The sequence below is a fragment of the Citrobacter sp. Res13-Sevr-PEB04-36 genome (assembly GCF_015672735.1).
Classification (GTDB): domain Bacteria; phylum Pseudomonadota; class Gammaproteobacteria; order Enterobacterales; family Enterobacteriaceae; genus Citrobacter.
The window spans coordinates 91126-104640 of record NZ_JADABY010000023.1; the positions used below are offsets into that span (position 1 = coordinate 91126).

Here is a 13515-nt window from a genome sequence, read left to right on the forward strand (position 1 = left end):
GGCCTAAAGACGCCATGTCCAGTCACTACTTACGTATTTTTCAGCAACCGAAGTCAGCAATTCTGCTGATGCTGGGTTTTGCTTCCGGTTTACCGCTCGCACTGACCTCCGGTACGCTTCAGGCGTGGATGACGGTCGAGAACATCGATCTTAAAACTATCGGCTTCTTTTCTCTGGTCGGTCAGGCCTACGTCTTTAAGTTCCTCTGGTCCCCAGTGATGGACCGCTACACACCGCCATTTTTGGGTCGACGTCGCGGCTGGCTGCTGACCACGCAGATTTTGCTGCTGATTTCTATTGCTGCAATGGGTTTTCTGGAGCCCGGCACTCAGTTGCGATGGATGGCAGCACTGGCGGTAGTCATCGCCTTTTGCTCAGCGTCGCAGGATATCGTCTTTGATGCCTGGAAAACGGATGTTTTACCCGCCGAAGAACGCGGCACCGGCGCGGCCATCAGCGTGCTCGGCTACCGCTTAGGGATGCTGGTTTCCGGTGGGCTGGCGCTGTGGATGGCCGATCGCTGGCTTGGCTGGCAGGGTATGTACTGGCTGATGGCGGCCCTGCTGATACCGTGTATTATCGCCACCCTGTTAGCGCCCGAACCCACAGATGCGATTCCGGTCCCTAAAACGCTGGAACAAGCTGTTGCCGCGCCACTGCGCGATTTCTTTGGCCGTAACAACGCCTGGTTAATCCTGCTGCTGATTGTGTTATATAAACTTGGCGATGCCTTCGCCATGAGCCTGACCACCACGTTTTTAATTCGCGGCGTCGGATTTGACGCCGGTGAAGTTGGGGTGGTCAATAAAACGCTGGGGCTGCTGGCGACAATTGTTGGCGCACTGTACGGCGGGATCCTGATGCAACGCCTGTCTCTGTTTCGCGCATTGCTGATTTTCGGCATTTTGCAGGGCGCATCGAACGCGGGTTACTGGTTGCTCTCCATTACCGACAAACATATGTTTAGCATGGGTGCGGCGGTATTCTTCGAAAACCTGTGCGGCGGCATGGGGACAGCAGCATTTGTCGCTCTGCTGATGACGCTGTGTAATAAATCCTTCTCCGCAACACAGTTTGCCCTGCTCTCCGCGCTTTCCGCGGTTGGACGCGTTTATGTCGGTCCGGTGGCAGGCTGGTTTGTCGAAGCACACGGTTGGCCCACGTTTTATCTGTTCTCCGTCTTTGCTGCGATCCCAGGCCTTATTCTGCTGCTGGTTTGTCGCCAGACGCTGGAACATAGCTGGCAAAACGAAAGCTTTATCCCACGCACAGAGTTTCGCGGTGCCTACAACCTGGCATTGATGACGCTGGTGGCGGGCTGTTGTTTGCTGGTGGTCTGGCTGTTACTGCTGACAATGAACGCCCTGGACTACACTCACTTCTCGTTCCTGCCGGAACTGCTTGAAGTTGCGGTCGTGGTCGCCGTCTGCGGTGTGGTATTCGGTGGATTGCTGGATTATCTGGCGCTGCGTAAAACGCGTCTGGCGTGATGTTGCATATTTATGCTCTAAATAATTCGAGTTACGGGACAAAAGGCGTGAGCGTTTTGAACAGCGCTTGTGCTGGCCCCGTAGGGGAGAGGCCGAAAGGCCGAATCACGCGGCGACGCAGCAAATCCCCAGGAGCTTACATAAGTAAGTGACTGGGGTGAGCGAGGACAAATTCGTCGGGAACGAATTTGAACGCTGTTCACAGCGCCCGTAAGGGTGAGGCCCAGGATGGGCCGAGTTATTGCCAACACACCCGTAGCTTGAAGTATGACGAGCATATTTGGCCGTTGTAATAACCCTGCGTAATTATAACGGCTAAATAAACAACACTTAGTAAAAATATTATTTGTTGTTTTGTGCGCCATAGATTTCGGAAATTATTGACGCCTTTTATAAATTCTATTTTCCTTACTCGATTCAGCCAGTACGATTCTATTTTTTGTTCTTTATTTGTCCTTTTATTGATAATCAATTGTTAATTAATTGTTTTATTTTTGCATTGGTTATACCAATTGACCTCCACACTGCCCCCGCGCGTCCGCTTTCGTTATAACGTGGTGTTGCAACAGGTTCTTAAAGTCAATGCGGCATATATTGCAACATATGTGACATGCACGGCAGAACCCAGTAACACAGATCCAATGATGTTTACAGTAATGTAACCTTCCCGTAAAATGCCCTCACACTTTAAACGCCACCCGGTCCCGTGGAATTGAGGTCGTTAAATGAGACTCAGGAAATACAATAAAAGTTTGGGATGGTTGTCATTAATTGCAGGCACTGCATTACTCAGTGGCTGTAATTCTGCGCTGCTTGACCCTAAAGGACAGATTGGCCTGGAGCAACGTTCATTGATACTGACGGCATTTGGCCTGATGTTGATCGTCGTTATTCCTGCCATCTTGATGGCTGTTGGTTTTGCCTGGAAGTACCGTGCAAGCAATAAAGATGCGAAGTACAGCCCGAACTGGTCACACTCCAATAAAGTGGAAGCTGTGGTCTGGACGGTGCCTATCTTAATCATCATTTTCCTTGCCGTGCTGACCTGGAAAACCACACACGCGCTTGAGCCAAGCAAGCCGCTGGCGCATGACGAGAAGCCCATTACCATCGAAGTGGTTTCCATGGACTGGAAATGGTTCTTCATCTATCCGGAACAGGGTATCGCTACCGTGAATGAAATCGCCTTCCCGGCGAACACTCCGGTTGAATTCAAAGTGACATCCAACTCCGTGATGAACTCCTTCTTCATCCCGCGTTTGGGTAGCCAGATTTATGCCATGGCCGGTATGCAGACTCGACTGCATCTGATCGCCAACGAAGCCGGTACTTATGATGGTATCTCCGCAAGCTACAGCGGACCAGGTTTCTCCGGCATGAAGTTCAAGGCTATTGCAACAAAGGACCGCGCCGAATTCGACCAATGGGTTGCTAAAGCTAAACAGTCCACGAACACCATGAGTGACATGGCTGCGTTCGAGAAAGTGGCTGTACCAAGCGAATACAACCAGGTGGAATATTTCTCCAACGTGAAACCGGATTTGTTTAAAGACGTTATTAACAAATTTATGGCTCACGGTAAGAGCATGGACATGGCCAAACCAGAAGGTGAGCACAGCGCACACGAAGGAATGGAAGGCATGGACATGAGCCACGCGGAATCCGCGAACTCAAGGGGCTGAGGAAGAATACGATGTTCGGAAAATTGACACTGGATGCAGTCCCGTTCCATGAACCAATCGTCATGGTTACGATCGCTGCCATTATCATCGGTGGGGCGGCCTTACTGGGCCTCATTACTTACTTCGGTAAGTGGACCTACCTGTGGAAAGAGTGGCTGACTTCGGTTGACCACAAACGCCTTGGCATCATGTATGTCATCGTCGCCATCGTCATGTTGATTCGTGGCTTTGCTGACGCCATCATGATGCGTAGTCAGCAGGCGCTGGCGTCAGCAGGTGAAGCGGGCTTCCTGCCTCCTCACCACTACGACCAGATCTTCACGGCTCACGGCGTGATCATGATCTTCTTCGTCGCCATGCCATTTGTTATCGGTCTGATGAACCTGGTGGTTCCGCTGCAGATCGGCGCACGTGACGTTGCCTTCCCCTTCCTGAACAACCTGAGCTTCTGGTTCACCGTTGTCGGCGTTATCCTGGTTAACCTGTCTCTGGGCGTAGGTGAATTCGCACAGACCGGCTGGCTGGCCTATCCGCCGCTCTCGGGAATAGAGTACAGCCCAAGCGTTGGGGTTGATTATTGGATATGGGCGGTGCAGTTGTCCGGTATAGGTACAACCTTAACCGGTATCAACTTCTTTGTGACCATCATCAAGATGCGTGCACCGGGTATGACGATGTTCAAGATGCCGGTATTTACCTGGGCATCTCTGTGCGCCAACATCCTGATTATCGCCTCTTTCCCAATCTTGACGGTTACCGTCGCGTTGCTAACCCTGGATCGCTATCTGGGCACCCATTTCTTTACCAACGATATGGGCGGCAACATGATGATGTACATCAACCTGATTTGGGCCTGGGGCCATCCGGAAGTGTACATTCTGATTCTGCCAGTCTTCGGGGTGTTCTCCGAAATCGCAGCGACCTTCTCGCGTAAACGCCTGTTTGGCTACACCTCGCTGGTGTGGGCAACCGTGTGTATCACCGTTCTGTCGTTCGTTGTTTGGCTGCACCACTTCTTCACTATGGGTGCAGGCGCTAACGTTAACGCCTTCTTCGGTATTACCACCATGATTATCGCCATCCCGACCGGGGTGAAGATCTTCAACTGGCTGTTCACCATGTATCAGGGCCGTATCGTATTCCACTCAGCGATGCTGTGGACGATTGGCTTCATCGTGACCTTCTCAGTCGGCGGTATGACCGGTGTACTGCTGGCGGTTCCGGGTGCAGACTTCGTACTACACAACAGCCTGTTCCTGATTGCGCACTTCCACAACGTTATCATCGGCGGCGTGGTATTTGGTTGCTTCGCTGGCATGACCTACTGGTGGCCAAAAGCGTTTGGCTACACGCTGAACGAAACCTGGGGCAAACGCGCATTCTGGTTGTGGATCATCGGCTTCTTCGTGGCATTTATGCCGCTGTACGTGCTGGGCTTTATGGGTATGACCCGTCGTCTCAGCCAGCAGATTGACCCGCAGTTCCATCCGATGCTGGTCGTTGCTGCCTGCGGTGCCGCGCTGATTGCACTGGGTATCCTGTGCCAGCTGATTCAGATCTACGTGTCTATTCGCGACCGCGAGCAGAACCGTGACCTGACCGGTGACCCGTGGGGTGGTCGTACGCTGGAGTGGGCAACCTCTTCCCCGCCTCCGTTCTACAACTTTGCCGTTGTGCCACACGTTCACGAGCGTGATGCCTTCTGGGAAATGAAAGAAAAAGGCGAAGCGTATAAGCAACCTACGCACTATGAAGAGATTCATATGCCGAAGAACAGCGGCGCCGGTATCGTCATTACCGCCTTCGCGACACTGTTTGGTTTCGCCATGATCTGGCATATCTGGTGGCTGGCAATTGCAAGCTTCGCAGGCATGATTATCAGCTGGATCGTGAAAAGCTTTGATGAAGACGTGGATTACTACGTGCCGGTCCCGGAAGTCGAAAAACTGGAAAATCAGCATTTCGATGAGATTACTAAGGCAGGGCTGAAAAATGGCAACTGATACTTTAGCGCACGCGAATGCCCACGCGCACGAACACGGGCACCACGATGCAGGTCAGAACAAAATCTTCGGATTTTGGGTCTACCTGATGAGCGACTGCATTCTGTTCTCTATTCTGTTTGCAACCTATGCCGTTCTGGTGAACGGCACCGCAGGTGGCCCAACAGGTAAGGACATTTTTGAGCTGCCGTTCGTACTGGTAGAGACCTTCCTGCTGTTATTCAGCTCCATTACTTACGGCATGGCGGCGATCGCCATGTACAAGAACAACAAGAGCCAGGTGATTTCCTGGCTGGCGTTGACCTTCTTGTTCGGTGCCGGATTCATCGGGATGGAAATCTATGAATTCCATCACCTGATTGTTAACGATATGGGCCCGGATCGTAGCGGCTTCCTGTCGGCGTTCTTCGCGCTGGTTGGTACGCACGGTCTGCACGTCACTTCCGGTCTTATCTGGATGGCGGTGCTGATGGTGCAAGTTGCCCGTCGCGGCCTGACCAGCACTAACCGTACCCGCATCATGTGCCTGAGCCTGTTCTGGCACTTCCTGGATGTGGTGTGGATCTGCGTGTTCACTGTTGTTTATCTGATGGGGGCGATGTAATGAGTCATTCAAACGTGAGCGGCGGCGCATCCCATGGCAGCGTAAAAACCTATATGACAGGTTTTATCCTGTCGGTAATCCTGACGGTTATTCCGTTCTGGATGGTGATGACAGGTTCTGCCTCTCCTGCCGTTATTCTGGGGACTATCCTCATTATGGCAGTGGTACAGATACTGGTTCACCTGGTGTGCTTCCTGCACATGAATAGCAAATCTGATGAAGGTTGGAACATGACGGCCTTTGTCTTTACTGTGCTAATCATCGCCATTCTGGTTGTGGGCTCCATCTGGATTATGTGGAACCTGAACTACAACATGATGATGCACTAAGAGCGGCGATTATGATGTTTAAGCAATACCTGCAAGTAACGAAACCAGGCATCATCTTTGGCAACCTGATCTCGGTGATTGGTGGATTCCTGCTGGCCTCTAAAGGCAGCATTGATTATCCCCTGTTTATCTACACGTTGGTTGGGGTGTCACTGGTTGTGGCGTCGGGTTGTGTATTTAACAACTACATCGACAGGGATATCGACAGGAAGATGGAGAGGACCAAAAACCGCGTGCTGGTTAAAGGTCTGATTTCTCCTGCGGTCTCGCTGGTATACGCCACCTTGCTGGGTATTGCTGGCTTTATGCTGCTGTGGTTTGGCGCGAACCCTCTGGCCTGCTGGCTGGGGGTGATGGGCTTCGTGGTCTATGTTGGCGTGTACAGCCTGTATATGAAACGCCACTCGGTCTACGGTACGCTGATTGGTTCACTCTCCGGCGCAGCGCCGCCGGTGATTGGCTACTGCGCCGTGACGGGAAGTTTTGACAGCGGTGCGCTGATTCTGCTGGCTATTTTCAGCCTGTGGCAGATGCCGCACTCTTACGCCATCGCGATTTTCCGTTTCAAGGATTATCAGGCTGCCAACATCCCGGTTTTACCGGTGGTGAAAGGTATTTCGGTCGCGAAAAACCATATCACGCTGTACATCGTAGCGTTTGCTATCGCCACGTTGATGCTAACCCTGGGCGGCTATGCAGGTTATAAATACCTGATTGTTGCTGCGGCGGTGAGCGTCTGGTGGTTGGGCATGGCGCTGCGCGGATATAAAGTGGAAGATGACAGAGTCTGGGCGCGCAAGCTGTTCGGTTTCTCCATCATCGCCATTACCGCGCTTTCCGTGATGATGTCCGTCGACTTTATGGTGCCAAACTCGCAGAACCTGCTGACTTACGTCTGGTAAAATCTGCTCATACTATAAAGGGTGCTTCGGCACCCTTTTTTATTTGTCGTGTTGCTATCCCCCCTCCCCTCACAACCACAACATTTGTTAATGAAGCGCATATTTACCCCGCCCGCATACCGCTTTACACTAGGCGCGAAATTAATACAGAGGTGGGAATGAACGATTATAAAATGACGCCCGGTGAGTTGCGCGCCACCTGGGGTTTAGGGACCGTATTCTCGTTGCGCATGCTTGGCATGTTTATGGTCCTGCCGGTTCTGACTACCTATGGCATGGCGCTGCAGGGCGCCAGCGAAGCGCTGATCGGGCTTGCCATCGGCATTTATGGTCTGGCACAGGCTGTCTTCCAGATCCCTTTCGGCTTGCTATCCGACCGCATCGGGCGCAAACCGCTTATCGTCGGCGGGCTGGCGATATTCGTTTTCGGTAGCGTGATCGCCGCGCTCTCGGACTCTATCTGGGGAATTATACTCGGACGTGCACTGCAGGGTTCCGGGGCGATTGCCGCCGCGGTGATGGCGCTGCTGTCTGACTTAACCCGCGAACAGAACCGCACAAAAGCGATGGCGTTTATTGGTGTCAGCTTTGGTATCACCTTCGCCATTGCCATGGTGCTTGGGCCGATCGTTACCCACGCGCTGGGATTACACGCGCTGTTCTGGATGATCGCCGCACTGGCAACCACCGGTATCGTACTGACCATTTGGGTGGTTCCCAATAGCACCACCCACGTGCTGAACCGCGAATCGGGCATGGTCAAAGGCAGCTTCAGTAAAGTCCTGGCGGAGCCTAAACTGCTGAAGCTCAATTTTGGCATCATGTGCCTGCATATTTTACTGATGTCCACTTTCGTCGCCCTGCCAGGCCAGCTGGCAAAAGCGGGCTTTCCCGCCGCCGAACACTGGAAGATTTATCTGGTGACGATGCTGCTGTCCTTTGTTTCCGTGGTGCCGTTCATCATCTATGCCGAAGTAAAACGCCGGATGAAGCGGGTATTCCTCTCGTGTGTGGTGCTGATCCTGGCTGCTGAGATTGTCCTGTGGAGCGCTAACATTCGTTTCTGGGGGCTGATTGCAGGCGTTCAGCTCTTCTTCCTCGCCTTTAACCTGATGGAAGCACTTCTCCCCTCGCTCATCAGCAAAGAATCTCCGGCGGGTTATAAAGGAACGGCGATGGGCGTTTACTCCACCAGCCAGTTCCTCGGTGTCGCCATCGGTGGTTCGCTGGGCGGTTGGGTGGTCGAAATGTTTGATGGTCAGGCGGTATTTTTGGCAGGCACATTGTTGGCTGCAATCTGGCTACTGGTGGCCAGCACTATGAAAGAACCGCCGTATGTCAGCAGCCTGCGCGTGGAGATCCCCCCTGAGATCGCCGCAGATGACACACTAAAACAGCGCCTGCAGGCAAAAGAGGGCGTGAGTGAGGTGTTAATTGTGGCAAAAGAGCATTCTGCCTATGTGAAAATCGACAGCAAAGTGACTAATCGATTTGAAATTGAGCAGGCGATAAGCCAGGCGTGAGGATTGCCGGATGGCGACTATCGCCTTATCCGGCCTACAAATAGCATGTGCGATCGGTAGGCCTGATAAGCGTAGCGCCATCAGGCAGAACGGCTTAGTCGCGGAAGTTCTTGAACTGGAACGGCTGGCCGAGATCGCCGCCTCGCACCAGCGCCATGACGGATTGCAAATCGTCACGCGCCTTGCCGGTCACTCGAATTTCTTCGCCCTGAATCTGCGCCTGCACCTTCAGTTTGCTGTCTTTAATCAGCTTGACGATTTTTTTCTGTACCGCACTTTCAATGCCCTGCTTCAGCTTCGCTTCCACAAACCAGGTTTTCCCGCTGTGGGTAAAAGTTTCCGGTACGTCGAGCGACGTCCCTTCAATCCCGCGCTTCAGCAGCTTGGCGCGCAAAATATCCAGCAACTGATTAACCTGGAAATCAGACTCACTCAGCACCTTAATGGTCTTATTTGCTTCGTTCAGCTCAAAAGTGGCCTCAACGCCACGAAAATCGAAGCGTGACTCCACTTCGCGGCTCGCATTATCGACCGCATTACGCGCTTCCTGAAGATCAACTTCAGAAACAATATCGAAAGATGGCATCTTTTCCTCTCCCTTCGTTTTTGATGCGAAGCATAATACCTGCAAAGTTACTCAACAGACAGCGCTATACTAGGCTGTATCCCCTAATTGTACGTGGCATTGGTAGCGGCGAACAATAAATGGGATGCAGACGATATGGATTAACACCTGGTGCTGTTGCAGGTGAGGAGGATGAATGAAAATTACCGTACTGGGATGCGGAGCCTTAGGGCAGCTTTGGCTTACAGCGCTGAGCAAACATGGACATGAGGTTCAAGGGTGGCTACGCGTGCCACAACCTTATTGCAGCGTTAATTTGATTGACACGGATGGATCGGTTTTTAATGAATCCCTGACGGCAAACGACCCCGATTTTTTGGCAAAAAGCGATCTGTTACTGGTGACACTGAAAGCCTGGCAGGTTTCTGATGCAGTAAAAAGTCTGGCAACAATCCTGCCTAAAACCTCCCCTATTCTGTTAATTCACAACGGAATGGGCACCGTTGATGAGCTGCAAAGCATTGCACAACCACTGTTGATAGGCACCACCACGCATGCTGCACGCCGTGATGGCAACGTCATTATCCATGTGGCGAAAGGAACAACACGCATCGGCCCGGCACGTGAACAGGATGGTGATTTCAGCTATCTGGCTGAGGACCTGCAAGAAGTGCTGCCTGACGTTGCCTGGCACGATAACATCCGTGCGGAACTGTGGCGTAAGCTGGCGGTCAATTGCGTCATTAACCCGCTTACCGCTCTGTGGAACTGCCAAAACGGCGAACTGCGCCAGCATCCTGAAAAAATAGCGCTCATCTGTCAGGAAGTGGCGGCGGTTATTGAACGCGAAGGCCACCATACATCCGTGGATGATTTACGCTATTATGTTGAGCAAGTAATTGACAGCACAGCAGAAAATATCTCATCCATGCTGCAGGACATCCGTGCTCTGCGCCATACTGAGATAGACTATATTACCGGTTATTTGTTGAAACGCGCGCGTGCGCACGGCATCGCCGTTCCGGAAAATGCCCAGTTATTTGAAATGGTGAAGCGAAAGGAGAGTGAGTATGAGCGCTCAAGCACTGGTTTGTCTCGCCCCTGGTAGTGAAGAGACCGAAGCGGTCACCACTATCGATCTGCTGGTTCGCGGCGGGATCCAGGTGACGACCGCCAGCGTCGCCAGCGATGGCAACCTGACGATTATTTGCTCACGCGGTGTCAAACTGCTGGCAGATGCGCCGCTGGTGGAAGTCGCCGACGGCGATTACGACATTATCGTGCTACCTGGTGGCATTAAAGGTGCGGAGTGTTTTCGCGACAGCCCGCTGCTAATTGAAACCGTAAAACAGTTTCACTGCTCCGGCCGCATTGTGGCGGCAATTTGTGCCGCTGCCGCTACCGTACTGGTACCGCATGATATTTTCCCACTCGGTAACATGACCGGCTTCCCGGCGCTGAAGGACAAAATCCCTGCCGATCAGTGGCAGGATAAGCGCGTCGTCTGGGACCCTCGCGTTAACCTGTTGACTAGCCAGGGACCAGGGACGTCTATCGATTTTGGTTTAAAAATAATTGATCTGCTGGTGGGGCGCGAAAAAGCCCACGAGGTGGCGTCACAACTGGTGATACCCGCAGGAATTTATAACTACTACGAGTAACGCGTCAGGCCACTCCTCTAAAAGGAACCGTTATGAAAGGATATCTGAGTGGAGTGGCTTTACTGCTCCTTTCCAGCACCACCGCCGCAACCCAGCTTGGGGTTAAGAGCCTTGAGTATCACTATCCCGGCAGCACAGAGATGCAGTATCGCGTGCCTTGGTTTTCCTCAGCGGATAATCCAAAGGTTGCAAAACGCATTAACGATTATATTTTCGCAAGCTTCATTAATCAGTTACCGGGTAATAATCCGCAGGCGACAGTGAATAAGTTTGCGAAATCAGAGATGAATGCCACCGCAAACCTTGACTATACGGTTGAGTATCGCGATGCCAAGGTTCTGACCCTTAACATGTTTATCGAAGGCTGCGGGGCCTATTGCGAGTCGTACAATGTGCCAATGAGCTTCGACTTAGCCAACGGCGCAGCAATTACCCTCAACGATCTCTTTTCCCGGCCCACAATCGCCGAATTAAACACGCGTATCAGAAAAGATATCCGCAGCCAAATCGATGTCTTTGTTGCGGCGCATAAATCGCGGACGCCGGAGCAAATAAAAGAAGAAAAAGGCGAGGATTTTAACTATGCCGACTTCTACGCCTCATGCGCCACCTGGACCGACGGTTTGTATTACATCGACAAATTCTCCCTGCAAAAAGAGCAGTTGCTCTTCCTGAACGGACGCTGTAGCAACCACGCCAGTCGTGCGCTCGACGAGTTGGGTGATTTCACCACGAAAATCCCGACCGCAGAACTGCAAAATCAGCTCACGCCGTATGGCCAGTATCTGACTGGCGCAAAGGGTACAACACCGGTTGAGCCCGCGCCCGGTATCGACGGCAAGGTGATGTACGGCACACTGGGAAAAAGCCTGCGTATCGTGCTGAAGGTGGACTGCAAATACGGTGATTCTTTTGAAGGGGCTTACTACTACCAGAAATTTGGCGCACCGATTGAATTAACCGGCAAGTGCGACACTGCAAACAATCAACATTATGAACTGAAGACGTCGGCTGCTGAACACGCGCAAGAGAAGATAACGCTGGAATTAAAAGATGGTGCCTATCAGGGCGTCTGGGAATCGAACGGGAAGACGCTCCCCGTTAGATTTGAATAACGCTTTCGCACAACATTGCCGGATGGCGGTGTAAACACCTTATCAGGCCTACAAAGACGTACAGCTTGTAGGCCTGATAAGCGCAGCGCCATCAGGCAAAAGTTACTACGGGCGATACACTTTCACGTTTTCAAAGCCCTGCTCGCGCAGATACAGCGCTTGCAGGCGGCTCATCACCCCACGTTCACACCACAGCAGCCAGGTTTTATTCTGGTCTAAATCGCCAAAGTGGGTGCTCAGCTTGTAGAACGGCAGGGGAACCACGTCCACGCCTTCCACTTTCAGCGGCTTATCATCCTGTTCATCCACAGAGCGAATGTCGAGAATCACGTCGTTGGGACCAAAACCGCTCACGGTTTCGACTTCCACCACGGTCTGCTCGGTCTGCTGAGCGATATCGCGGATATCGATATTGTTGGCTTCTTCCACCACTTTATCGAGGATGGCGAAGTCGAAGTTTTCTTCTTCGGCTTCAATCTTCGCTTTAATGGCTTTTACCGTCGGGCTTTTTGAGATCACACCGCAGTATTCCGGCATGGTACGGGCAAAATCTTCGGTACCGATTTCACGCGCCAGATTAATGATGTGTTCTTTATCGTGCGAGATCAGCGGACGCAGGATCAGGGTATCTGATACGTTATCGATCAAACGCAGGTTAGTCAGCGTCTGGCTGGAGACCTGCCCCAGCGCTTCACCGGTCACCAACGCCTGGACGCCGTAGCGCTCGGCCACCTTAGACGCCGCGCGAACCATCATGCGCTTGAGGACCACGCCCATCTGACCGTCGTCAACTTTCTCGAGGATTTCACCCACCACAGGTTCAAAGTTGATGGCGACAAAACGTACGCGATGCGAACTCCCGAAGCGGTTCCACAGATAATGCGCCACCTGACGAACACCGATTTCGTGCGCCGCACCGCCGAGGTTAAAGAAGCAGTAGTGCACACGACAGCCGCGACGCATCAGCATATAGCTGGAAACGCCGGAATCAAAACCGCCGGAAATCAGCGACAGAACGTCTTCCTGGGTGCCAATCGGATAGCCGCCAATTCCCTCGTAGCGACCTTTCACCAGCAGCAGTCGGTCGTTTTCGATTTCAAGATTGACGGTCACATCAGGCTTGGTCAGCTTCACACGCGCGGATTCAATGTGCTGATTCAGTCCACCGCCAACATAACGTTCCACTTCAATGGAGCTAAACTCATGCTTACCGCGGCGCTTCACGCGCACGCAGAAGGTTTTGCCTTCCAGCTGATCGCGGTACTGCACCAGCGCTTTCTCGAAAATATCGTGCATATCGGTAAACGGCACGTCTTCTACTTCGAGAATATGGTGAATACCCGGAATGCGGGTCAGCGCGTCACGAATATCCAGACGCTGGGTTTCATCTTTGGCGCGAACCTCAACGTGGTCCCAGTGGCGGACGACGGCAAGGTCTTCATCATAGTGTTTTAAAACGTTACGGATGTTCCCTGTCAGAATTTTTATAAAGCGCAAACGCACAGATTGGCTTTTGATGGTGATTTCTGGGAACAATTTAATGATAAACTTCATGGCGGCAATGGTTCTTTGGCAAGTCTGAACGACTTGTAATGGGAAAAATACAGCAGCCCATACCCTGCGGCTGCATCCAGGCGCGCA

Annotated in this window: 12 protein-coding genes; 10 read left to right on the top strand and 2 right to left on the bottom strand. The window is 52.3% G+C overall.

What is annotated here, in order from left to right; genetic code table 11:
* Positions 1–14: 14 nt before the first annotated feature.
* From ampG to IMQ48_RS06735, 7 genes are all read left to right on the top strand, one after another.
* Entirely contained in the window at positions 15–1490 is a 1476-nt protein-coding gene (gene ampG, locus IMQ48_RS06705) for a muropeptide MFS transporter AmpG (protein ID WP_196208397.1), read from the top strand.
* Between the two features lie 725 nt (positions 1491–2215).
* Complete coding sequence (gene cyoA, locus IMQ48_RS06710) at positions 2216–3172, top strand: cytochrome o ubiquinol oxidase subunit II (protein ID WP_096758069.1); 957 nt, start codon at positions 2216–2218, stop codon at positions 3170–3172.
* A gap of 11 nt (positions 3173–3183) precedes the next feature.
* Positions 3184–5175 (top strand): cytochrome o ubiquinol oxidase subunit I, encoded by a 1992-nt coding sequence (gene cyoB, locus IMQ48_RS06715; protein WP_096758070.1) that lies wholly within the window; start codon positions 3184–3186, stop codon positions 5173–5175.
* Complete coding sequence (locus IMQ48_RS06720; protein ID WP_096758071.1) at positions 5165–5779, top strand: cytochrome o ubiquinol oxidase subunit III; 615 nt, start codon at positions 5165–5167, stop codon at positions 5777–5779. Before cyoB ends, IMQ48_RS06720 begins: the two co-directional genes overlap by 11 nt.
* Positions 5779–6108: a cytochrome o ubiquinol oxidase subunit IV gene (locus tag IMQ48_RS06725; protein WP_196208398.1), complete on the top strand. Its 330-nt coding sequence runs from the start codon at positions 5779–5781 to the stop codon at positions 6106–6108. Before IMQ48_RS06720 ends, IMQ48_RS06725 begins: the two co-directional genes overlap by 1 nt.
* A gap of 11 nt (positions 6109–6119) precedes the next feature.
* Positions 6120–7010 (top strand): heme o synthase, encoded by an 891-nt coding sequence (cyoE, locus tag IMQ48_RS06730; protein WP_181688417.1) that lies wholly within the window; start codon positions 6120–6122, stop codon positions 7008–7010.
* 158 nt (positions 7011–7168) lie between these two features.
* On the top strand, positions 7169–8533 hold the full coding sequence (locus IMQ48_RS06735; RefSeq protein ID WP_196208399.1) for an MFS transporter: 1365 nt from the start codon (positions 7169–7171) through the stop codon (positions 8531–8533).
* A gap of 94 nt (positions 8534–8627) precedes the next feature.
* Here IMQ48_RS06735 and IMQ48_RS06740 read toward each other — a convergent pair whose 3' ends face one another.
* Positions 8628–9119 (bottom strand): YajQ family cyclic di-GMP-binding protein, encoded by a 492-nt coding sequence (locus IMQ48_RS06740; protein ID WP_096758076.1) that lies wholly within the window; start codon positions 9117–9119, stop codon positions 8628–8630.
* Positions 9120–9294: 175 nt separating this feature from the next.
* Between IMQ48_RS06740 and panE the strand changes: the two genes are divergently transcribed.
* Genes panE through IMQ48_RS06755 form a run of 3 tightly spaced genes read left to right on the top strand, consistent with a single transcriptional unit; the run spans position 9295 to position 11874 of the window.
* Complete coding sequence (panE, locus tag IMQ48_RS06745) at positions 9295–10206, top strand: 2-dehydropantoate 2-reductase (protein WP_196208400.1); 912 nt, start codon at positions 9295–9297, stop codon at positions 10204–10206.
* A complete protein-coding gene (yajL, locus tag IMQ48_RS06750) occupies positions 10169–10759 on the top strand; it encodes a protein deglycase YajL (RefSeq protein ID WP_196208401.1) in 591 nt (196 codons plus the stop codon). Before panE ends, yajL begins: the two co-directional genes overlap by 38 nt.
* Positions 10760–10791: 32 nt before the next feature.
* Positions 10792–11874, top strand: coding sequence for a hypothetical protein (locus IMQ48_RS06755; RefSeq protein ID WP_196208402.1), 1083 nt, complete (start codon positions 10792–10794; stop codon positions 11872–11874).
* A gap of 105 nt (positions 11875–11979) precedes the next feature.
* On the opposite strand, the gene thiI is transcribed toward IMQ48_RS06755, so the two are convergent.
* The gene (gene thiI / locus IMQ48_RS06760; protein WP_196208403.1) at positions 11980–13428 is read right to left on the bottom strand and encodes a tRNA uracil 4-sulfurtransferase ThiI; all 1449 of its coding nucleotides are present in this window, start codon (positions 13426–13428) and stop codon (positions 11980–11982) included.
* Between the last annotated feature and the right edge of the window lie 87 nt (positions 13429–13515).

Excerpts from the sequence above, each read along its gene's own strand:
- cyoE (WP_181688417.1), top strand. The coding sequence starts at position 6,120 with ATGATGTTTAAGCAATACCTGCAAGTAACGAAACCAGGCATCATCTTT.
- ampG (WP_196208397.1), top strand. The coding sequence starts at position 15 with ATGTCCAGTCACTACTTACGTATTTTTCAGCAACCGAAGTCAGCAATT.
- panE (WP_196208400.1), top strand. The coding sequence starts at position 9,295 with ATGAAAATTACCGTACTGGGATGCGGAGCCTTAGGGCAGCTTTGGCTT.
- IMQ48_RS06755 (WP_196208402.1), top strand. The coding sequence starts at position 10,792 with ATGAAAGGATATCTGAGTGGAGTGGCTTTACTGCTCCTTTCCAGCACC.
- cyoA (WP_096758069.1), top strand. The coding sequence starts at position 2,216 with ATGAGACTCAGGAAATACAATAAAAGTTTGGGATGGTTGTCATTAATT.
- yajL (WP_196208401.1), top strand. The coding sequence starts at position 10,169 with ATGAGCGCTCAAGCACTGGTTTGTCTCGCCCCTGGTAGTGAAGAGACC.
- thiI (WP_196208403.1), bottom strand. The coding sequence starts at position 13,428 with ATGAAGTTTATCATTAAATTGTTCCCAGAAATCACCATCAAAAGCCAA.
- IMQ48_RS06720 (WP_096758071.1), top strand. The coding sequence starts at position 5,165 with ATGGCAACTGATACTTTAGCGCACGCGAATGCCCACGCGCACGAACAC.
- IMQ48_RS06735 (WP_196208399.1), top strand. The coding sequence starts at position 7,169 with ATGAACGATTATAAAATGACGCCCGGTGAGTTGCGCGCCACCTGGGGT.
- IMQ48_RS06740 (WP_096758076.1), bottom strand. The coding sequence starts at position 9,119 with ATGCCATCTTTCGATATTGTTTCTGAAGTTGATCTTCAGGAAGCGCGT.
- IMQ48_RS06725 (WP_196208398.1), top strand. The coding sequence starts at position 5,779 with ATGAGTCATTCAAACGTGAGCGGCGGCGCATCCCATGGCAGCGTAAAA.
- cyoB (WP_096758070.1), top strand. The coding sequence starts at position 3,184 with ATGTTCGGAAAATTGACACTGGATGCAGTCCCGTTCCATGAACCAATC.